Genomic DNA, 22,809 nt, shown 5'->3' on the forward strand with positions numbered 1-22,809 from the left:
TGGGACCGGCGCGCACGTGTCGGTCCCAGAGGAGTTACAGCGGCCACGCACCCGATTGAGTCGTGATCAAAATGTTCCTGCTACTCGGAGATCACCCCCCATATCCGACTTACGCTACGACGGACGGCGCACGGGGGATGGGGATGGGGGATCACATGGGGACATTGATGACGCGGATGGCCGCTGCCCTGAAGGGAGAAGTCCGGGCCGACGAGCTCGAAGCCTACCGGCGGGCAGGCGGGCTCGTGTACACCGAGCTGGAGCAGGCTGAAAGCCTGCGGCGCCGGTTGGCCCTGGAGGGGGTGAACCTGTGGCACGGCCCGCAGGGGGCCGCCGGGCAGCTGCTGTGCGTGTGGAACGCGTTCGTCCTCCAGGCCATCGGCGAGCACCTGCTGGACGCCGACTACGCCGCCGACCCCCGCACCTCCGGATTCGTGCCGCCAGTGACCGCCCACCAGGTGGGCGCCTGCTTCGCGCAGGTCGAAGGCTGGGTATCGCGGGCGCGGCAGGCGGCGGGCAATCCCGGCTACCTGGTGGAGAAGGAATTACTCCTCCCGGCCGACCTGCCGGAGTGGGCCGAGGCCGACCCATGTCCGCTGCCGCACCTGCACGGCATGCTGGCCGCGTCCCGCTCGATCCGTCAGCATGCCGAGGTCGCGCTCGGCGTCTTCGAGCAGACGGTCGCCGACGCCGACCGGCACCTGGACGCGTTGCGGCGGCTGAGGCAGCTCGCCGCCGAGGCCGCGACCGCCGCCGACTACGCCGAGGGACTGCTGGACACCGACCCGAGCCCGCGGATGCACGAGGCGATCGAGCAGCGGCTGCAGCGGGCGCTGGAGATCTACTACCACCTCGGCCAGCTGATCGCGATGCCGCAACTCATCGCCGGCTACAAAGGCTTGGACGCGAGACGGGCCATGCCTCCCGTCGCGGTGCCGCCGGTGAACAACCGCGATTTCGATCCCTGGTGCCTGACCGACCCGCAAAAGCGCGGCGTCTGGCAGGCGGATCCCCGTGCCCGGCAAGCGATCAAGGAGATGTGGGAGTACGACCCTGACCGGGCCCACACCCTGCGTATCCAGGCCGAGATCGACACCGCGTTCACCAGTGGCGCCATCACCTACGCCACCGACGCCGGCGGCAAGCCGTACGGCAGCTACTACTGCTGCCCGTGGGCCGCCATTTACCTGGTCCGACGCCCGATCGTCATCGGCGGTACCCGGCTTCGAACGATGCAGCAGTTCACCTACGAGGTGTCGGCCGAGGACGTGCCAAAGGGCGGCCGGTTCAAACGCGAGATCATCGTGTCCAACTTCAGGCCCACGAACGAAGTCGACTACTGCGACCCCGACGGCCTGCACGGAGACTGACCAACTCCATCGCACTCCATCGCCGCAGCTCCATCGCCGCAGCTCCATCGCCGCTGGCCGAGTGTCGAGCATGCCCGATCGGATCCGGCATGCTCGGGCACCCGGCGTGGTGGCTCGTGATGGTGGCCTCGTGGCGCGGTGGCCTCGTGGCGCGGTGGCTCGTGGCGCGGTGGCCTCGTGGCGCGGTGCCTAGTGGCCCATCACCGGCTTTACCCCGGCGGACGGGATCGGCAGATGCTCGCGGATGAGCAGCCAGCTCGCGGCCAGCACCCACAGCGCGGTGAGCACCCCGGGCACGAACGCCACCAACGCGCCGCCGGGTGCCAGCGGACCGCCGGTGCTCGCGACCGTGAGCGCGCCCAGGACGCTGACCACGGCGACGATGATGGCGCACCAGGCCATCCACTGCGGAAATACGTGCGTGCGCATGATGGCGGCGGCCGAGGCCGCGAAGGGCACGGCCAGCGCGATACCCATGATGGCGTCCATCACGGTCAGCGCGATATACGGTCCTGCGGCGATGGCCAGCAGTGGCCGATGCGTGGTGACGGCGTAGGTCATCCCGGCGAACACGGATATCCCGATGAATCCGGTGGCAGCGAGGACAACGTATCCCGCGAGTACCATCGCGGGCGCGTCACTGGCCTCGTCCGAACGGCGGAAGACGGTGGCCAGCGCCACGCCGAACCACAGGAACAGCGCGATCGCGACGGCGTACAGCAGTGCCGCCGCCATAACCTGGGCCCGGCGCTCGGCCAGATATCCCGAGATCGTCATCGCGGATTCCGTGATCTGTGGCGCGTTCCCCATCACCAGGCGCCCGATGAGGGCGACCACTACGGCCGCGACGCCTGCTACTCCACCCCAACGGAGCTCATGACTCTCTTTCATCGAAATCACCTCCTACCTGCTATTATCCGGCGCCATCGCTCAGTTTGGCAGGGCCAAAGGCCCTAATCTTGCGAGGCGACCCACGCGCTGATCAGACCTTGCCGCTCTTCTGCAGCGCCTGGGTGAGCTCTTCCTTGGTCATGGATGAGCGGCCCGGGACCTTGGCCTCCTGGGCTCGGTGGTACAAGTCCTCCTTGCTCGGCTCCTTGGATCCTCGGTTCTGCTTCCTCGCCTTGTTACCGCTCCGCGTCTTGTTACCGCTCCGCGCCTTGTTACTGATCCCCGCCTTGTTACTGATCCCGGCCTTGTTACCGCTCCCCACCGGAAGACCATGCTGGATCTCCTGTGCCTTACGTTCGCTGAAGGCTCGGCCGAGCTCCTCCAGGCGCTCGCGAGGCACCGCCTTCTTGAGCGCTGGAAGGATCTCGCTCTCCTCCTCCTGAACGTGGTGAGTGACTGCCTGAACGAGCTCGTTCAGCAGCGTGTCGAACTGCGCCGTGTCGGTGTCGACGTCCAGAAGGTTGAGCAGCATCCGCTCGGCCGCGTGGTGTTCCTCCGCCCCCTCTCTGACCTGGTCCTTCTCGCTGGGTACGGTCTTGGCGATCTCCGGGTAGACCAGTTCCTCCTCCCCTCTGGAGTGAGCGACGAATTTGGCGGCCAGCTCGGCCAGGAGGGCCGGACGATCCTCGGTGTCCTTCTTGAGCCGGCCGAAAAGCCGCTCCACGTCGCGATGGTCCGACTTGATCATGCTGATGGCGTCCAATGCCATGGCTCCCCCTCTCTGGCGCCCCCGGTACCCGGCAAGGACGGTCGTACGCGAAGTTGAACGACAACGGAACAGTTGTTTGCGCTTCTTGGGCACTGGCCGCCGCGCTACGCGCCAACCGCTCCAGACGCCAACGATGTTCAGGAACGTTGTCAGGAGTAAAACGCGGTATCCGGATGTCCAGCGCGGATCTGCACCGGCTTCCTGTCCATCGCGCGACCCGCTACGGGGCAAGCTGACCAGATGACGCGCAGAAACGATGCAGCGACCGTCCACGCCTGGACTGCTCTCGGAGGGCCGGCAAGGCTGGCCGAGGAGGTGTCGTACGAAGGGGCGGGTGAGGTTCTGCCGGCCCGTCTGCCCGTGCGGGAGCTGGCTCGGGCAAGTGTGGGCGTGTGCTCGCTGGCAGCGGCGGAACTGCTGGCGCGGCGCAATGCGGGGCCGATACCCGCAGTTCAGGTTCGGGAGGCGACGGTGGCCACGGCCTTCGTCAGTGAACGGCACCTGCGCATCGACAGCCGCGCCCCGGTGTCCTTCGCACCGCTTTCCGGCCCGGCTCACCGGGGAGAACCGCCCGGGGGTTCTGGCACCGGCGTCGCTGCCGGCCGCCGGGGTGCGCGTCCTGGACCTGACCCGGGTCATCGCCGGCCCCGTCGCCACGCGCACCCTGGCCCTCCTGGGCGCCGATGTGCTTGGCGTCGACTCCCCTGGGCTGCCGGAGAGCACGGACGCCCACGCCGACACCGGGATGGGCAAACGGTCTACGCTGCTGGACCTGTCCGCCATCGACGACCTGCGCACCTTCGCCGACCTCCTGGGCTCGGCCGACGTCGTGGTCCTCGGCTACCGGCCCGGCGCGCTGGAGGCTCTGGGTCTCGATACGCTCCTCGCGCGGCGGCCCGGCCTGATCGTCGCCCAGTTGTGCGCCTGGGGCTGGTCGGGACCATGGGCGGCACGGCGCGGCTTCGACAGCCTGGTCCAGGCGGCGAGCGGTATCGCCGTGATCGAGGCCGAAGCCGACGGCCGCCCCGGCGTGCTCCCGGCGCAGGCGCTGGACCACGGAACCGGATATCTGCTGGCCGCCGCGGTCCTGCGGGCGTTGAGCGACCGGCAGCTCACCGGCGGTGGGCGGTGGCTGCGGCTCTCCCTCGCGGGCACCGCCTCCTGGTTGCTGCACGACATCCCTTCCACGCAGGTCGAAGGCGACGGCTACGACTCAAGGCCCTGGCTGTCGGAGACCGCCTCGCCGTACGGGTCGCTCCGCCACGCCCTGCCCCCGATCCACTACGGGGATGCGCCCCGGTCGTGGAGCGACCCGCCGACCCTGTGGGGTACGGATCTTCCCGTATGGACAGGCCGCGCCGGCGAGTAGGACAAGGAGGGCGGGGAGGGGAAACGGCGCTGCTCCACGGGCCGGTGACGTGCGGGGCCGTTCGGGCGGCCGGCCCGCTCGGGCGCGGCCTGGGCGGTGTGCGGGTTGCCGCCGACCTGGCTTTCCGGAGTGTCGATCGACACCATCCGGATCGACATCTCGATCTTCGGGCGTCGCTGTCGGTCGCCTCGACGAAGCGGTGTCGATGGCCGGTCGGCTGGGGCCGACAAAACCGAGATCCACCATCACCGCACTCCCGCGCTCTCGAAGGCTGATGCCGCTCAGGTGAACCTGACCAGACCTACGGCATTAAAACTCCCAGTCGATCAGCTTTCCGTTGCGGCTGACACGCCGACGCTCTGCAGGACGGTCGCGGGCGATCGCTCCTGCGAAAAGCCATCGGTCGTAAGGCAGGTCGCACGAGCGGCCACGCCTCGGCCTGCCTGAACTTCCCCCTCGTCAACTCCTGCCGCTCCGTCCGTTCCAGGAAGCTCAGGGACGCACGCGAATGACGGTCTTGCCCTTGCGCCGCTCGGTCGGGTTGAGCACAGGGACGGCGTCGTCGAGGGTCGCGACGATTCCAATGTGCGTGCGAAGGCGCCCGTCCCGCACCCGGTCGACGATCTCCACCAGCTGACTCGGAACGGACTCGACGACGAAGTCGACCGCGAGACCGTCGACAGGGCGAGTCTCAGCAGGCCCGACCACCGACACCAGCGTCCCGCCAGGCCGGATGATGCTCGCCGAGCGCCTCTGGATGTCACCACCGATGACATCGAAGACCAGGTCGACCCTTCCGATGTCTTCGAGATCCCCCTCGTCGAGGGCGAGGAACTCGTTCACGCCGAAGTCGAGCGCTGCCTGGCGGTCCGCCGCCCGCCCGGTACCGATGACGTAAGCGCCGAACTCCCGGGCGAGCTGCGTCACCACAGATCCGACCGCGCCGGCGGCGCCGTGTGCGAGGACGCTCTGCCCCGCCTGAAGACGACCATGCTGGAACAGGCCTTGCCATGCGGTCAGGCCGGAGATCGGCAGGCTCGCACCTACCGTGAAGTCGACGGCCCCGGGCAGCGGCGCGAGGTTGCGTGCCTCCACGGCCGCGTACTCGGCCAGGGTTCCATCGCGGTGCCAGTCCGTGATCCCGAACACCCGCTGGCCCAGCGAGAGTCCCGTCGTGCCGTAGCCGAGGGAGGTGACCACTCCGGCGAACTCGTGGCCGATGATCGGCTGGGCTCGGTCGTGACCGGAGCGATCGACCCATGTCGAGGGCCACTCCCACTCTGCCGGGACGAAGCCCGACGCATGGACTTCAACGACGACGTCGTTGATCGCTGGCGTCGGCTCAGGCCGCTCCGCCAGCTTGATCCCGGCCGCTTCCGCAGCCTGATCAGTCGCGACGATTGCCTTCATTTCTACCTCCGTATACCTCGTGCTCGCTGGCTCTATGCGCAGGTCTGTGACTGCGTGTTCCCCACTCCGGTGGAACTCGACGCGTTTCAGTGGTCCGTTCGTCCGTGGTGACGGATCGTCTGTGGTGACAGACCACGGAAGCTCGGGTGCCACAGAAGCTCACGGACAAGGGGCAGGCGACGGGAGCAATAGTCAGGACCTAATGGATCAGGTTCTTAGGCGGCTTCTGGGCGGTCGTCGGGGCGTTCGACGAGCTTGCCGTTGGTGAAGGTTGCTCCTGCGCGGACGAGGGCGACGAGGTGGGGTGCGTTGACCGCCCGCCAGCGGGTCTGGGCGGAATTCGGTGAGACTGGAGGCCCGCTCGTTCGTACGATGTTCACCCTGGTCAGCGGCCGAAACCGTCGGTCAAGATCGTTTGCCCCCTGTAGGATTCGAACCTACGCACCCGGCTCCGGAGAGGATTGCGGAGCTACCTAGCGTTGCCCGGTTGACCTGCAGAAGCATCCTGGCGGCCCACAGTCGGAGCCTCTCTGGTCCACGAGGGGTCCACGGACAGGGCAGGCTGTACTCCTCTCCAGAGGAGAGCCATAGCGAGACCGTGACGAGCAGACGTCGTCAGCATGCCGTGTGCGGCAATCTATGAGCAACGTCTGAACATCACGGAAAGTCCAGACCTTCCGCCAAAATGGGGGCGGTGTACGTTCCCATGGCAGGTCCTGGCTCACCGGCATCGTCACCTCAGGTCCATCTCGTCGATGACCGAACTGACATGGGGCTACGCGTCTACCGCGTCACGAAGTACGACCCGGCCGACCGCAATGAAGCCGGGCACTACGACGGTCCCGAAAACGTGGACAGCGACCACGGCCCTGTGGAAGCGGCCTACCTGGCGTCTGTGGCCGCTTTCGCCGAAGAAGCCGGCATCACCCACCTCACCATCCGGGACCCTGAGGTGAGCGGCTTCGTCAACTTCGGTGCAGATTCTCCGATCGACGGTCACGGCCTGGCCGGGCTCTTCCCGCCCGACCTGACCGGTTATCACGACGGGGCGCAGGTTCCGCTGGCTGTCGCCCTAGAATTGGTCCGGGCAATGCTGCGCGACAACGGTGCCTGGTGCCGCTTGGAGGCCGAGGACCAGTTCTTCGTTCACGTCGGTTACGACCAGTACGTCTATGTCGGCAGCGCACTACGGTGCTCACAAGCGGTGGCGCTTACCCAGCAGCGCGGGCTCTTCGCCGAACCGATCAACCAGTCACCGTACGACCCACAACTCGATGAAGACGATTCTGCACGGCGACGCCCCGCCGATGACGCATTCTGGGCCGAGCTGAATGCTCTCATCAGTAGGCAAGGCGCGGTGTTGCTTGAGGAGGGCTATCTCTCCAACGCCTCACGCTGGCACCGCATCACCCTCGATGAGGTGTCCCCGACACGGAGTCGGCTCGCCCCCCGGGCCAGGCTGCTGATTTGGCCCGACCTATCGACAGACGTGGACGCAGCCCTTGCCGGCCTTCCCCACGACGGCCTCATTGATATCGTCTGGCAAAACCTTCGAGGGGACATCGCCAGCCTCACGGTCGACGAAGCTGAATATCCGGCAGTGCCCGCCATGCTGGCTGAAGCCCGAGCGGTGCTGATTCTTTCCTGCCACGAGGACGAACGCACCCCGCTGATGGCCGCCGTGATGCCCGACACCGATGGCGTGCTCCGCGCACGATGGATGCCCTAAGCGCCAGCCTTCTTGGCTCCCGGCTTTTCCAACGGGGGACATGTTCGCCTACGTGGAATCGGCCACGCTCGCGTTCAGCGGCTACATCAGATCCAGCGCCTGGCCGTCGCCGATGGCGGCCACCTGGTGAATACCTGCCCAAGTAGCTAGGTTGTCCACACCTCGTCCGATTCTCACAGGGAGTGGCAGTCTTGCGGCAACAGCACAAGACCTTCCAGGCGATCGAGGTCGGCGACGGCGGCGACGGGCGGTGGGCCGCCTACGCCCGGGCCCTGTGGCAGGAGATGGAGGGCCTGCTGACCGAGGAGGGCCGGACTCCGGAGGGCGCGGATCGTGTTCGGGCGCTGTTCCGAGCGCACATGCCGGAACTGGTCCCGGTTCTGGACCGCCTGGCCGGCCAACTCGACCGGCCCGAGGCGGAAGTCTTCCTCACCCACGCGGCACTGCGGCCGTTCTCCCAGGCCTGCACCCAGATCGGCCAGAACGGCACTCTGCTGCGCAACTATGACCTACGGCCCGATCAGTGCGAGGGGACCATCGTCTCCTCCTGCTTCCTGCGCCCCGTGATCGGGATGCAGGACATGCTGTGGGGCATGCAGGACGGGATGAACGACGCCGGTCTCGCGATCTCGCTCACCTGGGGCGGACGTTCCGTCTACGGACGCGGCTTCGCCATTCTCATCCTCGTGCGCTACCTGCTGGAGACGAGCGACACCGTCGATGAGGCGGTCGACAGGCTGCGGTCCCTGCCGGTCGCCGTCCCCCAGAACCTCACCCTTGTCGATCCCACCAAGGCGATGACGGTGTTCGTGGGGCCGGATATATCGCCGACGGTGGCGCCGGACGCCTGCGCCGCCAATCACCAGCACCTGCCAGTGACCGACGAGCAGGAGCGGGCCATGCGGACGCAGGAGCGGCTGCGCGCCATCCGCGCCGCGGGTACGGACGTGGCAGCCATGCTGAAGCCGCCGCTGTACCGATCCGTCGACGAGCAGGGGTCGAGAACGCTCTACACAGCCCACTACCGGCCCGCCGAGGGCCTTGTGACGTACTACTGGCCCGGTGAGTCCTGGCAACAGTCCTTCGATGACTTCACACCCGGAACCCGCACCGTGACCTTGGGCCGGGCCGACTGAGAGGCTTCCCGGACTCCTGCTCACCCCTGCACGAAGATCTTGCAAGAACGTGATTTCACCCGCCGCCGATGGGCCCTCCCTCGGCCGGCCCTGCCACGGCCGCACGGTGGACCGGCAGGGGCTCGGCACCGCTCCAAGGGCCGGACGAGCGCCCCGCCCGATACCCCGACAAGGCGTCTCTCGCCACGTGGTCCCCAACCCACAGGTCTTGACAATTGCTCACGCCCTATGGCTAAGCGCCATAGAGATGTAGTCAGCTTAGGCAGATCGGTTGGCTGGGCTGGCTCCGGAGGCCGGTGCCGGGTGCCGGTTTTATCGCGCGGCCGCGAACGCCACAGCCGTGGTGGAGGCGATGGCCGTGGTGAGGACCACCATCAGGAGCACCGTCCCCAGCGGGTTCTTCCGCGGGCGCGGTGGCGGGGCGCGATGGGCGCGTACGTAGGTCACCGGAGGTTTGGGGGTCGGCTTGAGGGTCGGGGTGGGCTTCGGTGTCGGCTTCGCCGGCTTGACGCGGACGGGCTGGGGCGCGACGTGGCGCACCCGCACGGGGTTTCGGATCGGCCGGGAGGTCGGCCGCTGAGTCGGCTTGGGTTTGGTTGGAGGGGGCGTGATCACGACCCGCACCCTGGGCGTCGCCTTCGGGGTGGCCACCGGCTGCGGTTCCGGGGTGACGACGGTGGGCGGCTTCACGATCACCACGGTCGGCGGCTTCACCACGGTCGGCGGCTGCACCGCCGGTGACCCGCAGTGCCCGATGTGTACGCTCACCAGCGGCACGTCCAAACAGACGGTCGCCTCGACGCCGACCTCCACCGTCACGTCGCCCGGATCCGGATCGGCCGCGGCGGGAGCGCTCGCGGACAGCGCCAACAGCGTGCCCGCCAGGAGCAGCGGCATGCGCCAGGCCCCCACGGTCACACGCCTCCGGCTATCCGGGCGAACTCCTGCAGCGCGCCCTTGTACGCCTCGGGCCCCACGGCCAGCGGTCCGTCGAAGGCGTGGGAGATGTCCCAGGTGAGGTAGATGCCGAAGCCGAGCATCGCGGCCATCGCCAGCAGCGGCAGGACCGCCAGCCCGGTCGGCCGCGCTCCGGCCAGGAACGGGAACAGGACGACCAGCAGGCCGGTGAGGATCGTCAGGGCCAGCAGGCCGTCGGGCGGCGTCGCGGCGGCGTCGGCGGTGCGCTGGGAACGGGCGGAGGCGATCGCCGCGAGGTGGTCGAGCACCGCGGTCTTGGCCTCCTTCTGGTCGTCGGTCACCTGCAGCGCGGCGACTCGGGCCCGGAGCGCGTCGAGCCGCTCCGTGCCGACGGGATCCATCGAGCCGCGCTCCATGGCGGGCCACTCGTCCCTGACGACGAACGTGATGTAGTCGCGCAGCCCGGCGCGCACCACGTCAGGGGCGGTGCCGGGCAGGCCGGACGCCGACCAGTAGGCCTCCACGGCGGCCTGGCTCTCTGTGTGCGTGTTCTGGCTGGCGGAGTCGGCGGTGGTCCACGGCACGATGATCGCGATCGCGAAGACCAGGAGGAACAGGGCGGACAGCATCGCGCCCGCGTGGCCCGCCGACGGTCCGCCGGCGTCGTTGTCGTCGCTGCCCTTCTTCGTGAGCCTGAACAGGGTGGCCGCGAGCGCCACCACACCCACTGCGGCCACGGCCGCGATCACGTATTGCAGCATAAGGATCTCCCCAATCCCCACCGAACACCGAGCGTGACATTACTATCACAGACCGCATGACTACTCAGGGGATAGATTGCGGTACGGTACGTAACCGATCGGTAACAGTCCGGCGGAGTTTCCGCTGCGATGGTCAATCAGTTCCCGGTGGTCAGGACCATGCGGAAGCGGGCCTGGCCGGAGAGCATCTTCTGGAATGCCGCCTGGGCCTCCTCCAGCGGGACCTCCTCGGTCCACGCCCGGACACCGCTCTGGGCGGCGAACCTCATGGTGTCCTGGATGTCGACCGCGTTGCCGGAAGCGTGTCCGTACACCCGCCTGGCCGCCCCCACCAGCTGCAGGGGCGTGACGCGCAGCGGTTCCATGTCGACGCCGACGATGATGAGCTCACCGCGGGGCCCCAAGCCGTCGATCGTCGCGGACATCGCCTCGGCGTTGGTCACCGTCGCCAGCACCACGCTGGCTCCCCCGCACGCCCGCAGCGCGTCGGCCACGGGCGCGGTGGCGCTGTCGACGTAATGAGCGGCGCCGAGCTTGTGAGCCAGCGGCGCCTTGTCGGGACCGCGGGCCAGCGCGATGGTGTTGAAGCCCATCTTCGCGGCGAACTGGACGCCCAGGTGTCCCAGGCCGCCCACTCCGAGGATCGCGACGGTGTCGCCAGGACGCGCGGAGCTGTGGCGCAGCGCGTTGTACACGGTCACGCCGGCGCAGGCCAGAGGCCCGGCCTCCACCGCCGTGAGCTCGTCCGGGATCGCGGCCAGGGCGACGGCCGGCACCACGACGGAGTCGGCGAACCCGCCCGCGTACGCGGCGCCCGGCACCTGGAGCTCGGGGCACAGGATGCCGTCTCCCTGCCTGCAGGCGTCGCAGTGACCGCAGCTGCCTCCGTACCAGCCGACCGCCACTCGATCACCGACGGACCAGCCGGTGACGTGGTCGCCGATCGCGTCGACGCGTCCCGCGATCTCGTGCCCCGCCGTGACGGGAAAGGTGGTGCCCGGAATGTGACCGGAGGTGATCAACGCGTCGGAGTGGCACACCCCGCACGCCTCGACGGTGATCCGCACCTGACCCGGGCCCGGCTCCCGGGTGTCCGCCCGGACGGGAGACAGGTCCCCGCCAGGCTCGCTGACCTGCATGGAACGGTGCGTGGCCGAAGAAGACATGGCGTCTCCTTTTCTTCTCATGGGAATTCTTCTCATGGGAATTCGTCTCATGGGAAGCGGCGGCCCGCGGAGAGGCCGTCACAAGTCCATCGTTCCACTCGGCGCTTTGACTCCTTGTCTGACCCCTGGTAAGCCACGGCCAGCAGAGCCGGATTCCTGACAAGTCCCGTTTCGCAGCCCCGGCGGCTGGACGGATCGCCGAGGAGATCTCGACGTTCGGCGAGAAACGTCCAGCCTGACTCTCCGTGTCATGAAATATCGGGAGCATAGGCGGCGTGAACCTTCTCAACGGCCGCAGATTCGTGATGGTGAGTTCGACGGCGAGCGTGGTGGACCAGGAGCGGCCCACCGCGTTCGACTACTGGGAGGCCGACGGGGTGGTGTGGGGCAGCTACACCGGCGACACCGTCACGCATGGCCGTTTTGTCGGCACCAGGGACGGCGACCTGGTCTCCATCGCCTACGCGCACGCGCTCAAGGCCGGGGGCAAGGCGGGCGGCCAGAGCAACAGCCGCATCGAGACCGAGGCCGACGGACGGCTGCGACTGGTGGAGGAGTTCCAGTTCGAGGGCGACGACACCCGGCACGTCAGCGTGTGCACAGAGGTCGTCACCGGCTGACCTACCCGTCCTTGCGCAGGGCGGCCCTTCCCTCCGCGGCGCCGACGAAGCGCATCTTGCCGAGCGGCACGTCGCCGGGGGCCTCCTGGGCCGCCCGCCGTACCGGACGGGCCTTGTCACGGTCGCTGGGCAGCACGTACGGCCGCCTGAGCACCTCGTCCAGGATGAAGACCGTCTCGGTCGCCTTCACGGCCGGGATGTTGGCCAGCCGGTCGGTCACCATGGCGTGGACCTCGGCCACGTCCGACATCCGCACCTGGATCATCGCGTCGTGCTGGCCGGTGGTGATCGCGCAGTACTCGACCTCCGGCATCCTGGCCAGCTCGGCCCTGAACTGCTTCCACATCTGCTGCCGCACGGTCACGAAGATCAGCGCGGTGATGCCGAGGCCCGTCCTGACGTGGTCGATCTCGGCGGTGAACCGCTTGATCGCGCCGTCGGCGCGCAGCGCCTCGAAGCGGGTATAGGCGTTGGCCCGGGAGATGCCCACCCGCTCGGCCAGCGACGAGACCGAGATCCTGCCGTTCTCCCGCAGGACCTCGAGGATCTTCAGGTGGACGGCGTCGAGCTCCAGGCCGATGCCGATCCGTCCAGGTTGACCGCTACCGCTGGCACCATTCCTGGAAATTTCACTCATAGTTACCCCCAGCCCATTTATATACGTCTCAGCGACCGCACGGTGCCTGGACGTTCTGCCCGACAATCCTCGACATCTTTCGGCCAACCGTCCAACTGGAGGACTCAATGGCGACCCGCTCGCAGACGGCGGCTGTGCTGCTCGCCGGTGCACTCGCCCTCGCCGCCTGCGGAAGCGGCGGTTCCCAGACTCCCGCTGCCCAGAGCGGCGGCAAGACCCTGGTGATCGACACGTCCTTCGACCTCAAGACGGCCGACCCCGGGCGCACGTACGAGCCGACGGGCCTGACCGTCGAGAAGGCGATCTACGAGACGCTCCTGACCTTCGACGGCGCCGACGTGACCAAGCCGGTTCCGGCGCTGGCCGAGTCGTACGAGCTGTCCAAGGACGGCAAGGTGCTCACGCTCAAGCTCAAGCAGGGCGCGACGTTCGCCGACGGCTCCCCCGTCACCGCGGACGACGTGGTGTTCTCCCTGAACCGGGTGCGGGACATGAAGGGGACCCCTTCGTTCCTGCTCGACGGCGTCGAGGTGGCCAAGGAGGGCGACTCGACGATCACGCTGACCTCCAAGGCGGCCAACCCGGCGCTGCCGTTCATCCTGCCGAACCCGGCGCTCGGCATCATCAACAGCAAGCTCGCCAAGCAGCACGGCGCGACCGCGGACGCGCAGGACAAGGCCGAGCAGTACCTGAACGCCTCCTCCGCCGGCTCGGGCCCGTACACGATCGAGTCGTTCAACGTCAGCAGCCAGGTCGTACTGAAGGCGAACCCGAAGTACTACGGCACCAAGCCCGCCTACGACAAGGTCGTCATCCGCAACGTCGAGTCCGCCACGCAGAAGCTGAACGTCCAGCGCGGCGACAGCCAGGTGGCGCTCAACCTGTCGGGCGACCAGGTGACCGGCATGCCGGCCAACCTGCAGGTCAAGAAGACCGCCTCGGCCAACGTGATCTTCCTGCTGGCCAACCAGGACGACAAGGTCAGCAAGACGACGCCGAACGCCAAGTTCGTCGAGGCCGTGCGCAAGGGCGTCGACTACGCGGGTCTGCTCGAACTGGCCGGTGAGGGCTCCACGCAGGCCCCCGGCGTGATCCCGTCGCAACTGCTCGGCGCGCTGCCCGCCGACCAGGCGGCCAAGCGCGACGTCGAGGGCGCCAAGGCCGCCCTGGCCGCGAGCGGCGTGACCAACCCCACGGTGAAGCTGGAGTACCCGAGCGAGCTGACCGTGAACGGCCTGTCGTTCCAGCCGCTGGCCGAGCGCGTCCAGGCCAACCTCAAGGAGGTCGGCATCACGGTGGACCTGCAGCCCGCGCCGGTCACCACCGCGCTGGACAACTACCGCAACGGCAAGGAGGAGATGGGCCTGTGGTACTGGGGCCCGGACTACCCGGACCCCAGCGACTACCTCGCCTTCCTGCCGGGCAAGACGGTGGGCCTGCGGGCGGGCTGGAAGGCCGGGGCGGCCAAGGAGATCGAGGCCGCGGGTGAGAAGGCCGCGGTCGCGATCGGCGACGACGCGCGCAAGCAGGCGTACGCCGACGTGCAGACGAAGCTGAACGCCTCGGGCCCGTTCATCCCGCTGATCCAGCCGAGCCAGAACATCGTGACGGCCGCCTCGGTGACCGGCCTCGAGTATCACCCGGTCTGGACCGTCGACGTCGCCCACCTCGGCGCGAAGTAGGCATGCCCACCACGGCCGCCCCGCCCCGCCCGTCCCGGCGGCGCGGGGCGCATCCCCTCGCCCGGTTCCTGATCCGGCGGATCCTCATGGCGCTCCTGCTGGCCTGGGGCATCACGGTGGTGACGTTCGTGCTGACGAACCTGGTGCCCGGTGACCCCGTGGCCGCGAACCTGGGCCAGCGGGCCCTGGGCGACCCGGCCATCGTCGCGCAGTGGCGCAGCGAGCACGGTCTGGACAAGCCGCTGTGGGAGCAGTACCTGCTGCATCTCCAGGGCGTCGTCCACGGCGACCTCGGCACCAGCCAGCAGAGCCACCGGCCGGTGAGCCAGGACCTGGCGGAGTTCGTCCCGGCGACGCTGGAACTGGCCGGGGCGGCGATCCTGGTCTCGCTCGTGCTCGGCGTGGCGTTCGGCGTGATCGCCGCGCTGCGCAGGGACCGGCTGTCGGACCACGCGCTGCGGGTGCTGAGCCTGATCGGCATCTCGGTGCCGACGTTCTGGCTGGCGCTGGTGGCCTTCTACGTGTTCTTCTACCGGCTGCAGATCACCCCGGGCAGCGGCAGGGTCGACGCGGCGCTGGGCACGGCCCCGGCCGTCACCGGCCTGCAGACGGTGGACGCGCTGCTCGCGGGCCGGTGGGACATCTTCGGCTCGGCCGTCGGCCACCTGATCACGCCCGCCCTCGTGCTGGCCCTGTACACGATCGGGCTGCTGACCCGCTTCACCCGCTCGGCGGTGCTGGAGGTGCTCGGCCAGGACTACGTGCGGGCCGCCCGCGCCAAGGGCCTGCCGGGCCGGACGATCCTGTTCCGGTACGTGCTGCGCTCGGCGCTGGTGCCGATCATCACGGTCGCCGGCCTGGCGTTCGGCAGCCTGCTGTCCGGCACGGTACTGGTCGAGGCGATCTTCGCCTGGCCGGGCGTCGGCCAGTACGCCTACAAGAGCGCCACCACCCTCGACCTGCCCGCCGTCATGGGCGTCGGGCTGGTGGTCGGTGTCGTCTACCTCGTCATCAACCTGATCGTGGACGTGCTGTACGGCGTCATCGATCCCCGAGTGAGGTTGCAGTGAAACGGGATCCCCTGGCCCGCAAGGGCCTGACCGGGCGGCTCCCCCATGCCTGGCGGCAACCGCTGGCCATCGTCGGCGGCGTGATCGCGATCGCCTGGCTCGTGATCGCGCTGGCCGCGCCGGTGCTCGCGCCGCACGACCCGCTGGCCCAGGACCTGCCGCGCCTGGCCGCCCCCGGACCCGGACACTGGTTCGGTACGGACCAGCTCGGCCGCGACATCCTCAGCCGGGTCATGCACGGCGCGCGGTTGTCGATCCCGCTGACGCTGATGCTGGTGGCGCTGTCGGTGCTGATCGGCGGCCTGCTCGGCGCCTGCGCCGGATATTTCGGGCGATGGGTGGATGAGACGATCATGCGGGTGGCGGACCTGGTGTTCGCCTTCCCGACGGTCATCCTGGCCATGGTGGTGGCCGCGGCGCTCGGGGCCAGCCTGACCAACGCGGTGCTGGCCGTACTCGTCGTGGCCTGGCCCGCCTACGCCCGCGTGACGCGCGGGCTGGTGCTGGGCGTGCGGGAGCGGGAGTTCGTGCTGAGCGGGCGGCTGCTGGGCTTCTCGGCCTGGCGCTCGCTGCGCGTGGACGTGCTGCCGAACGTGACGGGTCCGGTGCTCGTCCTGGCCACGCTCGACATCGGCACCGCGCTGCTGCTGCTGTCGGGGCTGTCGTTCCTCGGCCTCGGGGCCAAGCCGCCGTCTCCGGAGTGGGGCGCGATGGTGGCCTCCGGGGTGGAGGTCTTCGACAGCTGGTGGGTGGCGACCTTCCCCGGCCTGGCGATCCTGACGGTGGTGCTGGCCTTCAACTTCCTCGGCGACACGCTGCGGGACGCCCTCGACCCCCGTACGGCCCGCGCCATCAAGGAGCGTGCGCTGTGACCCTGGACATCACCGATCTGAAGGTGACCATCGGCGGCAAGGAGATCCTGCGCGGCGTGGACCTGTCGCTCCAGGAGGGCCGGGTGCACGGGCTGGCGGGCGAGAGCGGGTCCGGCAAGACGATGACCGGCCTGGCCGTACTCGGGTTGCTGCCGCACGGCTCGCGGACCACCGGCAGCATCGCCCTCGGCGACCGCGAACTGCTCACGCTGCCGCCCAAGGAGCTGAACCGGGTGCGAGGCGGCGAGGTGGCCATGGTCTTCCAGGACCCGGCCACGAGCCTGCACCCGATGCTCACGATCGGCAAGCAGCTCACCGAGCACATGCGCCACCACCTCGGCGTCGACAAGCGGGAAGCCCGGCGGCGGGCCGTCGAGCTGCTCGGCAAGGTACGCATCCCCGGGGCCGAGGAGGCGTACGGGCGCTTCCCGCACCAGTTCTCCGGCGGCATGCGGCAGCGCGTCGCGATCGCCATCGCGCTGGCCTGCTCCCCCAAGGTGCTGATCGCCGACGAGCCGACGACCGCGCTGGACGTGACCGTGCAGGCGGGCGTGCTGCGGCTGCTGCGCGGGCTCTGCGACGAACTGGGGCTGGCCGTGCTGCTCGTCACCCACGACCTGGGCGTCATGTCGGCGGTGGCGGACGAGGTGAGCGTGATGAAGGACGGCCTGGTGGTGGAGACGGGGCCGCGCGGCCAGGTACTGCGCGAACCCGCTCACCCGTACACCCGCTCCCTGCTCGACTCCCTGCCCGAGACCTCACTGCCCGAGACCTCACTGCCCGACGCCGAACTGCCCGACGCCGAGCCCTCTCCCGCTCCCCGTTCGGAGGATTCATGACCCTGCTGGCGATCGACGACCTGGTCGTCGAGCACCGCTCGCCCGGGCGCCCGATCGTCAGGGCGGTCGCCGGGGCGAGCCTGTCGGTCGGGCCCGGCGAGGTCGTCGGCCTGGTCGGCGAGTCCGGCTGCGGCAAGTCGACGCTGGCCCGCGCCGTCTGCGGGCTGAACCCCGTTACCGAGGGCTCGATCACCTTCGACGGGCAGCCGGTCACACCGCTCGGGCTGCGGCGGCGGAAGCTGACGGGTATCCAGATGGTGTTCCAGGACCCGTACGCGTCGCTGAACCCGCGCCGCCGCGTGGGCGACCAGATCGCCGACGGGCTCCGTACCTCCGGCGACACCGCCACCGCGCCCGCCGACCTGCTGGAACGCGTCGGGCTGCCGCGCGACTTCGCGAGCCGCCACCCGCACGAGTTCTCGGGCGGCCAGCGGCAGCGCATCGCGATCGCCAGGGCGCTGGCGGCCCGGCCCCGGCTGCTGATCGGCGACGAGCCGATCTCGGCGCTGGACGCCTCGGCCCAGTCGCAGGTCGCCACGCTGATGCGCGACCTGGCCGTGGACTCGGGGGCGGGGCTGCTGTTCATCAGCCACGACCTGTCGGTGGTGCGGCTGATCGCCGACCGGATCGCGGTCATGTACCTCGGCAGGATCGTCGAGGTGGGAAACACGGCCGAGGTGTGGGCCAACCCCCGGCACCCGTACACGCAGGCGCTCCTGCGCGCCATCCCCAAGCCCGACGGGATGGGCGTGCTGCCCGCCGAACTGCCCGGCGACGTGCCGGACCCGGCGAACCCGCCGGCGGGCTGCCGGTTCAACCCGCGCTGCCCGCAGGTCATGGACGTGTGCCGGGACAAGGAGCCCGACTTCGGACCGGTCGCCTGCTGGCTGCACGAGCCCAAGTGACGGAACCCGTCGTGACGGAACCCCTCCTGGAGGCCGTGCGGGCGGCCATGGCAGAGGCCGAGGTCGACGCCCTGGTGCTGCGGCCCTCCCCCGACTTCAGGTTCCTGGGCGGGCACGGCGACGGGTTTCTCGTCGTCACCCGGGACACGGCCGCCGAGACCGCCGACCCGGCCCCGCTCGTACCCCGGGCCGCGCGGCGCGTCGGCGTGGACCCCGAGATGCGGGTCCGTGAGCTGTTCGGCCTCGCGATCGAGGCCGAGCTGGTGCCCGCCACGGCCGTGCTGGCACCGCTGCGGCTGCGCAAGCGGCCGCACGAGATCGAGGCGGTCCAGCGCGCCGTCGTGGCCGCGGAATCGGTGCTCGGCCAGGCTCGCGAGCTGTCCTGGTTCGGCGCCACCGAGCGGGCGATGGCGGCCCGGCTGCGGTTACTACTGCTGGAGACCGGCTGCGAGGAGGTCCTGTCGCTGCGGGTGGCCGCGGGCGAGCACACCGCGCGCCCCGCGCATCGCCCGGGCGGCCGGGTGATCAACCCCGGCGACGCGCTGCTGGTGTCGCTCTGCGGCCGATGGGACGGCTACTGCGCTGAGGTGGCGCGGGTTTTCGCCGTCGCCGAGCCGCCGGAGGACTTCGAGGCCATGTACTCGGTAGTACTCGCCGCACGGGCCGCCGCTCTACGCGCGGCGGCCCAGCCGTCGGCCGCCGCCGAGAGCGTGGCCAAGGCGGTCGGGGACGTGATCGACGACAGCGGGTACGGCCGTTTCGCCGCCACCCACTTCGGCCGGGGCGTGGGCCTGGGCCACGACGAGGGCCCGCGCGTGCAGCCCGGTGACGATACGCCGCTGGAACCGGGGATGACCCTGTGCCTGGAGCCCGCGATCTACGTGCCTGACCTGTTCGGCGCCCGGGTGGCCGACGTGGTCGCCATCACGGCGGCGGGCCCGGCCCCCCTCGGCTCCGCCCACCACACCCTCCAGGTCCTCGACCACTGACGCCCCACACCGCCTCTCTGGGACAGCTCGACCGCTGACGCCGCACCTCCGGGGGGCCGCCCCTCCGTGGCCTCGGCAAACGACCCGTCTAGGCTGATTGAGGCGATCATCGGAGGGCGTCGTGGACCAGTTCGTGCTGCTCATGCTCATCCTGCTGGGCGCCCTCATCACGGTGCCGCTCGGCGACCGGCTCGGGCTGCCGTCGCCCGTGCTGATGACCCTGCTCGGCATCGTCCTGGCCCTGCTGCCGTTCGTGCCGAACGTGGACATTCCACCCGACATCGTGCTGCCGCTCCTCCTCCCTCCCTTGCTGTACGCGGCGGTGCGGCGGACGTCGTGGCGGCAGTTCGCGGCGAACTGGCGGCCGATCTTCCTGCTCGCCGTGGCGCTGGTGTTCGTGACGACGGCGGCCGTCGCGGTGACGGCGCACGCGCTCATCCCGGGCCTGCCGATCGCGGCCGCGGCGGCACTCGGCGCGCTGGTGGCGCCGCCCGACCCGGTGGCGGCCACGGCGGTGGCGGGCCGGCTGGGGCTGCCCAGGCGGCTGGTGTCGCTGCTGGAGGGCGAGGGCCTGTTCAACGACGTCACCGCGATCGTGCTGTACAAGGTGGCGATCACGGCGGCGGTCACCGGGGTCTTCTGGTGGCCGGGCGCGCTGGGCGAGTTCGTGCTGTCGGCGGTGGTGGCGGTCGCGGTGGGGCTGGGGCTCGGCTGGCTGGCCGGCCGGCTGATGGCTCTGCTGGGCGATGCCACGCTGCAGGTGGGGCTGTCGCTGCTGGTGCCGTTCGTCAGCTACGCGCTGGCCGACAAGTGGCACGGCTCGGGGGTGCTGGCCGTACTGACCAGCGCGTTCTACCTGAGCGACCGCATGTCGGACGCCGACGACGTACACGGCAGATTCGCCTCCGCGACGTTCTGGCAGATCGTCGACACGCTCGTGACGGGCGTGGCGTTCGGGCTGATCGGGCTGGAGCTGCACAACGTGTTCGGCACGCTCGGCGGGCGGCTGATCGAGGTGCTCGGCTGGAGCGCCGCCGTGGTGGGCGTCGTGGTGGTGGTACGGCTGGTCTGGCTGCTGCCCGCCGCCTGGCTGGCCAGGAAGACCCGCCGGGCCGGGGACGACGACTCCGAGGTGCCGCTGAGCTGGCGTGAGACGGTGGTCATGTGGTGGGCGGGCATGCGCGGCGTCGCCTCGGTGGCGCTCGCCCTGGCCCTCCCGCTGAAGACGGAGGACGGGTCGCCGTTCCCGGAGCGGGCCGTCCTCGTGTTCATCGCGTTCGCGGTCATCCTGGTCACGCTGGTCTTCCAAGGTCTGACGCTGCCCTGGCTGGTGAGCAGGCTGGGCGTCAAATCCGACACCGCAGCCGAACGTGACCTGGAACGCCGCCTGGCCATCAGCGCCGCCAAGGCCGCCAAGCGACGGCTCAAGGAGATCGACGAGGCCGAGGACCTGCCCGAAGAGGTGGTCGAACTGCTCTCCAAACGGATGACGGACATCGGCATGCGCATCAGCGCCGAGGCCGCCGACGAGGAACGGCGCGCAGCCTACGAGAAGCGCGCCGAGCGGGTACGGACGGTCAGGCGCGTCGAGTCGGAGATGATGTCTGCCGCCCGCCAGGCAGTGCTCGACGCACGCCGCGACTCAACCGCCGACCCTGAGGTGGTCACGAGGGTGCTACGCCAACTCGACGCCCGGAGCATGCACTGAGATCTCTCCACAGCGCAAGTCGCAAGGTTCGTTCATCAGATAGTCGCATCATGCGCCGAATACTGTGGTGGTAGATCTGGCCATTTACGGCATCTGTGAGGTCGAGAGCCTCGATGACTCGGATCCCACAGATGTACATGGGGCCGCCGCCCTCCGAGCCGAGATCACCCTGCCTGGCGCGGTTCCGGTAACCGGCTGACGCACCTGTCCTTCCGCCATCGTCCCAGCGCGCAAGATCACGCACAGGAGCTTGAGAACTGACGGGTCACAAACGCGTTCCTCGACCGCTCGTAATCAACTCATCATGCGGATCGCAAAAAGCAGGACTGTTTGGCGCGGGAATTGAGGCAGCAGTATGCACTTGCGCTTCACGGGTCCGGAGTCCGGCACCGAGGGGATCAAGTCGCCGGTGAAAGCAGCTTTGTTCGGAACCAGAAGCACTCATGAACCCTGGAACACACCCACGCTAACGAGCGCTCCGGTATTGACACTTTGCCTTTTGATTGCCTCCCTGACCTCCGGGAGATTACTCTCTTCCGAATGACGGAACACGCTAACAGCAAGATTAGCGTCTTTCCACTTGGACGACTCCAAGAAGACATTGATGGACGAACCGTCTACGGAAATGGTCCAACTATGGCTGCGGAGGGATGCTACCGCCTTCTTCAGCGACTCCTCCTCGGTGTCACCGCCGACGTTGACCACGAAGGCATGGGTCACGACAAGCTCAGCCCCCATCATGCCTTCTTGACGCTTTTCCCACACGATCGTGCCGATCTTACGCACTTCTTCAAGCGCACCGCCTTCGACCTCCTCAGGCTGTTTTGCGCATCCCCAAGGGCAAGAGAGATGGCGAGAGCAACCATAGTCACTTTTCGGCCCTGCATGATACCCCACCTTTTCGCCTACCTGCCTGGCGGCGTCGGCCGACGAGCGATATTTTTACTGACTGTTCCAGCACGCAACTTATCCGCATCTCCAGAGTTCATCGGTGGAGTTCAGATCTGATCGCCGGCCGAGACCGGTTCGATGAGCGAGGTGGCGCGGTTCAGCGCGTCGAAGGTCTGCGTGGTGATGTGGCCTTCGGGGAGGTGGTGCTGGTCGGGTTGCCCCCGAGGTCGTAGCCGTAGCCGTAGGTGCGCTGCACCGCGGTGGTGTTCAGGTCTTTGACGGTGGTCTTGCGGCCGGCCAGGTCGTACTCGGCGACGCTGGCGTTGAGGTTCGGATCGGTGACCTTGGTCGGGCGTCCGGCCAGGTCGTAGTCCGTGGTGGTCTTGTTGGTTAGCGGATCGGTGACCGTAGTTGGTTCACCGGCCGCATTGACCGTGAAGCTGGTGACCTTGTTGCCCGGGGCGGTCTGCTTGAGCAACCGGCCCGCGTTGCGCGAGGCCGCCTCGGACGGCATCGATATCTACTTCGACAACGTCGGCGGCGAGCACCTCGCCGCAACGACCGAAATGGCCAGGCCCGGCGCCCGATTCGCCTTGTGCGGGGCGCTGAAGGATCAGCTCGGCAGCACGAGCGCCGCAATTCCGGTGGACCCCACCGAGATGATCGGCAAGAGGCTCACGCTGGCGAGGTTCCACGTGGCCAGCCATCGCGACCTGCAGCGGCCGTGGCTGGAGGACTTCGGCGACTGGGTGCGCGCTGAGCGGATCGAGGGTGCCGTAGGTGATCGTTCCCGGCCAGGGGGCCGCGCCGGAAGCGCTCCTGTTCCTGTTTCGCGGCCAGTACGCCGGGATGGTCGTGGTGTCTGTCATCTGACCAGGGCAGTGCGTGAGTGGGACAGCTGAACGTTGCTGACAGACATTTCGGCTGTGCCCGCTGGGGTCAGGTCGCCGACGAGGCTAACCTTCTCACCAGGCGGGCCCAGCGGGCACGGCCGGTTCTGAGGAGCTCCGGCGCTGCAAAGCGTCGGAGCTGCCCGACGAGGCCCAGTTCAGGCCGCTGCGCACCTTCGTGATGGGC

General features: G+C 68.9%; 22 protein-coding genes. 13 read left to right on the top strand and 9 right to left on the bottom strand.

The genetic code is table 11. From position 1 onward, the window contains the following. Positions 1-155 precede the first annotated feature (155 nt). On the top strand, positions 156-1,370 hold the full coding sequence (locus tag AB0H88_RS17555) for a hypothetical protein (protein ID WP_357645499.1): 1,215 nt from the start codon (positions 156-158) through the stop codon (positions 1,368-1,370). Between the two features lie 189 nt (positions 1,371-1,559). Here the strand turns inward: AB0H88_RS17555 and AB0H88_RS17560 are convergent, their stop codons facing one another. Continuing rightward, the gene (locus AB0H88_RS17560; RefSeq protein WP_357645501.1) at positions 1,560-2,261 is read right to left on the bottom strand and encodes a hypothetical protein; all 702 of its coding nucleotides are present in this window, start codon (positions 2,259-2,261) and stop codon (positions 1,560-1,562) included. Positions 2,262-2,352: 91 nt separating this feature from the next. Continuing rightward, positions 2,353-3,030 (bottom strand): hemerythrin domain-containing protein, encoded by a 678-nt coding sequence (locus tag AB0H88_RS17565; RefSeq protein ID WP_357645503.1) that lies wholly within the window; start codon positions 3,028-3,030, stop codon positions 2,353-2,355. A 490-nt stretch (positions 3,031-3,520) separates the two neighbouring features. Here AB0H88_RS17565 and AB0H88_RS17570 point away from each other — a divergent pair, with 490 nt between their 5' ends. After that, the gene (locus AB0H88_RS17570; protein WP_357645505.1) at positions 3,521-4,399 is read left to right on the top strand and encodes a CoA transferase; all 879 of its coding nucleotides are present in this window, start codon (positions 3,521-3,523) and stop codon (positions 4,397-4,399) included. Between the two features lie 492 nt (positions 4,400-4,891). On the opposite strand, the gene AB0H88_RS17575 is transcribed toward AB0H88_RS17570, so the two are convergent. Continuing rightward, entirely contained in the window at positions 4,892-5,809 is a 918-nt protein-coding gene (locus AB0H88_RS17575) for an NADP-dependent oxidoreductase (protein WP_357645507.1), read from the bottom strand. A 769-nt stretch (positions 5,810-6,578) separates the two neighbouring features. Between AB0H88_RS17575 and AB0H88_RS17580 the strand changes: the two genes are divergently transcribed. Then, the gene (locus AB0H88_RS17580; RefSeq protein WP_357645509.1) at positions 6,579-7,538 is read left to right on the top strand and encodes an RNA-binding protein; all 960 of its coding nucleotides are present in this window, start codon (positions 6,579-6,581) and stop codon (positions 7,536-7,538) included. Between the two features lie 191 nt (positions 7,539-7,729). Continuing rightward, positions 7,730-8,674 carry a C45 family peptidase gene (locus AB0H88_RS17585; protein ID WP_357645511.1) on the top strand — a complete coding sequence of 315 codons (945 nt, stop codon included), beginning with the start codon at positions 7,730-7,732 and terminating at the stop codon, positions 8,672-8,674. 312 nt (positions 8,675-8,986) lie between these two features. Here the strand turns inward: AB0H88_RS17585 and AB0H88_RS17590 are convergent, their stop codons facing one another. From AB0H88_RS17590 to AB0H88_RS17600, 3 genes are all read right to left on the bottom strand, one after another. After that, positions 8,987-9,592, bottom strand: coding sequence for a hypothetical protein (locus AB0H88_RS17590; RefSeq protein WP_357645513.1), 606 nt, complete (start codon positions 9,590-9,592; stop codon positions 8,987-8,989). Further along, on the bottom strand, positions 9,589-10,353 hold the full coding sequence (locus AB0H88_RS17595; RefSeq protein WP_357645515.1) for a hypothetical protein: 765 nt from the start codon (positions 10,351-10,353) through the stop codon (positions 9,589-9,591). Before AB0H88_RS17595 ends, AB0H88_RS17590 begins: the two co-directional genes overlap by 4 nt. A gap of 137 nt (positions 10,354-10,490) precedes the next feature. After that, positions 10,491-11,519 (bottom strand): alcohol dehydrogenase catalytic domain-containing protein, encoded by a 1,029-nt coding sequence (locus tag AB0H88_RS17600; RefSeq protein ID WP_357645517.1) that lies wholly within the window; start codon positions 11,517-11,519, stop codon positions 10,491-10,493. A gap of 275 nt (positions 11,520-11,794) precedes the next feature. Between AB0H88_RS17600 and AB0H88_RS17605 the strand changes: the two genes are divergently transcribed. Then, positions 11,795-12,139, top strand: a complete 345-nt coding sequence (locus AB0H88_RS17605) for a hypothetical protein (protein ID WP_357645519.1) — start codon at positions 11,795-11,797, stop codon at positions 12,137-12,139. Between the two features lies 1 nt (position 12,140). Here the strand turns inward: AB0H88_RS17605 and AB0H88_RS17610 are convergent, their stop codons facing one another. Next, positions 12,141-12,776, bottom strand: a complete 636-nt coding sequence (locus AB0H88_RS17610) for an Lrp/AsnC family transcriptional regulator (protein ID WP_357645521.1) — start codon at positions 12,774-12,776, stop codon at positions 12,141-12,143. A gap of 107 nt (positions 12,777-12,883) precedes the next feature. Between AB0H88_RS17610 and AB0H88_RS17615 the strand changes: the two genes are divergently transcribed. The 7 genes from AB0H88_RS17615 to AB0H88_RS17645 all read left to right on the top strand — a co-directional run bounded on the left by AB0H88_RS17615 (position 12,884) and on the right by AB0H88_RS17645 (position 20,841). Beyond that, positions 12,884-14,458 (top strand): ABC transporter substrate-binding protein, encoded by a 1,575-nt coding sequence (locus AB0H88_RS17615; RefSeq protein WP_357645523.1) that lies wholly within the window; start codon positions 12,884-12,886, stop codon positions 14,456-14,458. Positions 14,459-14,460: 2 nt separating this feature from the next. Continuing rightward, complete coding sequence (locus tag AB0H88_RS17620; RefSeq protein ID WP_357645525.1) at positions 14,461-15,528, top strand: ABC transporter permease; 1,068 nt, start codon at positions 14,461-14,463, stop codon at positions 15,526-15,528. After that, positions 15,525-16,400: an ABC transporter permease gene (locus tag AB0H88_RS17625; protein WP_357645527.1), complete on the top strand. Its 876-nt coding sequence runs from the start codon at positions 15,525-15,527 to the stop codon at positions 16,398-16,400. The genes AB0H88_RS17620 and AB0H88_RS17625 overlap by 4 nt, the downstream gene beginning before the upstream one ends. Further along, entirely contained in the window at positions 16,397-17,239 is an 843-nt protein-coding gene (locus AB0H88_RS17630) for an ABC transporter ATP-binding protein (protein WP_357645529.1), read from the top strand. The genes AB0H88_RS17625 and AB0H88_RS17630 overlap by 4 nt, the downstream gene beginning before the upstream one ends. Further along, the gene (locus AB0H88_RS17635; RefSeq protein ID WP_357645531.1) at positions 17,236-18,144 is read left to right on the top strand and encodes an ABC transporter ATP-binding protein; all 909 of its coding nucleotides are present in this window, start codon (positions 17,236-17,238) and stop codon (positions 18,142-18,144) included. The genes AB0H88_RS17630 and AB0H88_RS17635 overlap by 4 nt, the downstream gene beginning before the upstream one ends. An 11-nt stretch (positions 18,145-18,155) precedes the next feature. Beyond that, positions 18,156-19,133, top strand: a complete 978-nt coding sequence (locus tag AB0H88_RS17640) for a M24 family metallopeptidase (protein ID WP_357645533.1) — start codon at positions 18,156-18,158, stop codon at positions 19,131-19,133. Positions 19,134-19,254: 121 nt separating this feature from the next. Then, positions 19,255-20,841: a Na+/H+ antiporter gene (locus tag AB0H88_RS17645; protein WP_357645535.1), complete on the top strand. Its 1,587-nt coding sequence runs from the start codon at positions 19,255-19,257 to the stop codon at positions 20,839-20,841. Positions 20,842-21,282: 441 nt separating this feature from the next. Here AB0H88_RS17645 and AB0H88_RS17650 read toward each other — a convergent pair whose 3' ends face one another. Then, positions 21,283-21,627, bottom strand: a complete 345-nt coding sequence (locus tag AB0H88_RS17650; protein ID WP_357645536.1) for a hypothetical protein — start codon at positions 21,625-21,627, stop codon at positions 21,283-21,285. A 262-nt stretch (positions 21,628-21,889) separates the two neighbouring features. After that, positions 21,890-22,246 carry a hypothetical protein gene (locus AB0H88_RS17655; RefSeq protein ID WP_357645538.1) on the bottom strand — a complete coding sequence of 119 codons (357 nt, stop codon included), beginning with the start codon at positions 22,244-22,246 and terminating at the stop codon, positions 21,890-21,892. On the opposite strand from AB0H88_RS17655, the gene AB0H88_RS17660 reads away from it, so the two are divergent. Further along, positions 22,221-22,634: a hypothetical protein gene (locus tag AB0H88_RS17660; protein ID WP_357645540.1), complete on the top strand. Its 414-nt coding sequence runs from the start codon at positions 22,221-22,223 to the stop codon at positions 22,632-22,634. The two genes, AB0H88_RS17655 and AB0H88_RS17660, sit on opposite strands and share 26 nt — an antisense overlap. Positions 22,635-22,809 lie beyond the last annotated feature (175 nt).

Origin of the sequence: Nonomuraea sp. NPDC050680 (genome assembly GCF_040654555.1) — a bacterium.
Lineage (GTDB): Bacteria > Actinomycetota > Actinomycetes > Streptosporangiales > Streptosporangiaceae > Nonomuraea.

Excerpts from the sequence above, each read along its gene's own strand:
- AB0H88_RS17555 (WP_357645499.1), top strand. The coding sequence starts at position 156 with ATGGGGACATTGATGACGCGGATGGCCGCTGCCCTGAAGGGAGAAGTC.
- AB0H88_RS17565 (WP_357645503.1), bottom strand. The coding sequence starts at position 3,030 with ATGGCATTGGACGCCATCAGCATGATCAAGTCGGACCATCGCGACGTG.
- AB0H88_RS17560 (WP_357645501.1), bottom strand. The coding sequence starts at position 2,261 with ATGAAAGAGAGTCATGAGCTCCGTTGGGGTGGAGTAGCAGGCGTCGCG.
- AB0H88_RS17620 (WP_357645525.1), top strand. The coding sequence starts at position 14,461 with ATGCCCACCACGGCCGCCCCGCCCCGCCCGTCCCGGCGGCGCGGGGCG.
- AB0H88_RS17610 (WP_357645521.1), bottom strand. The coding sequence starts at position 12,776 with ATGAGTGAAATTTCCAGGAATGGTGCCAGCGGTAGCGGTCAACCTGGA.
- AB0H88_RS17615 (WP_357645523.1), top strand. The coding sequence starts at position 12,884 with ATGGCGACCCGCTCGCAGACGGCGGCTGTGCTGCTCGCCGGTGCACTC.
- AB0H88_RS17575 (WP_357645507.1), bottom strand. The coding sequence starts at position 5,809 with ATGAAGGCAATCGTCGCGACTGATCAGGCTGCGGAAGCGGCCGGGATC.
- AB0H88_RS17580 (WP_357645509.1), top strand. The coding sequence starts at position 6,579 with ATGGGGCTACGCGTCTACCGCGTCACGAAGTACGACCCGGCCGACCGC.
- AB0H88_RS17595 (WP_357645515.1), bottom strand. The coding sequence starts at position 10,353 with ATGCTGCAATACGTGATCGCGGCCGTGGCCGCAGTGGGTGTGGTGGCG.
- AB0H88_RS17600 (WP_357645517.1), bottom strand. The coding sequence starts at position 11,519 with ATGTCTTCTTCGGCCACGCACCGTTCCATGCAGGTCAGCGAGCCTGGC.
- AB0H88_RS17655 (WP_357645538.1), bottom strand. The coding sequence starts at position 22,246 with ATGCCGTCCGAGGCGGCCTCGCGCAACGCGGGCCGGTTGCTCAAGCAG.
- AB0H88_RS17635 (WP_357645531.1), top strand. The coding sequence starts at position 17,236 with ATGACCCTGCTGGCGATCGACGACCTGGTCGTCGAGCACCGCTCGCCC.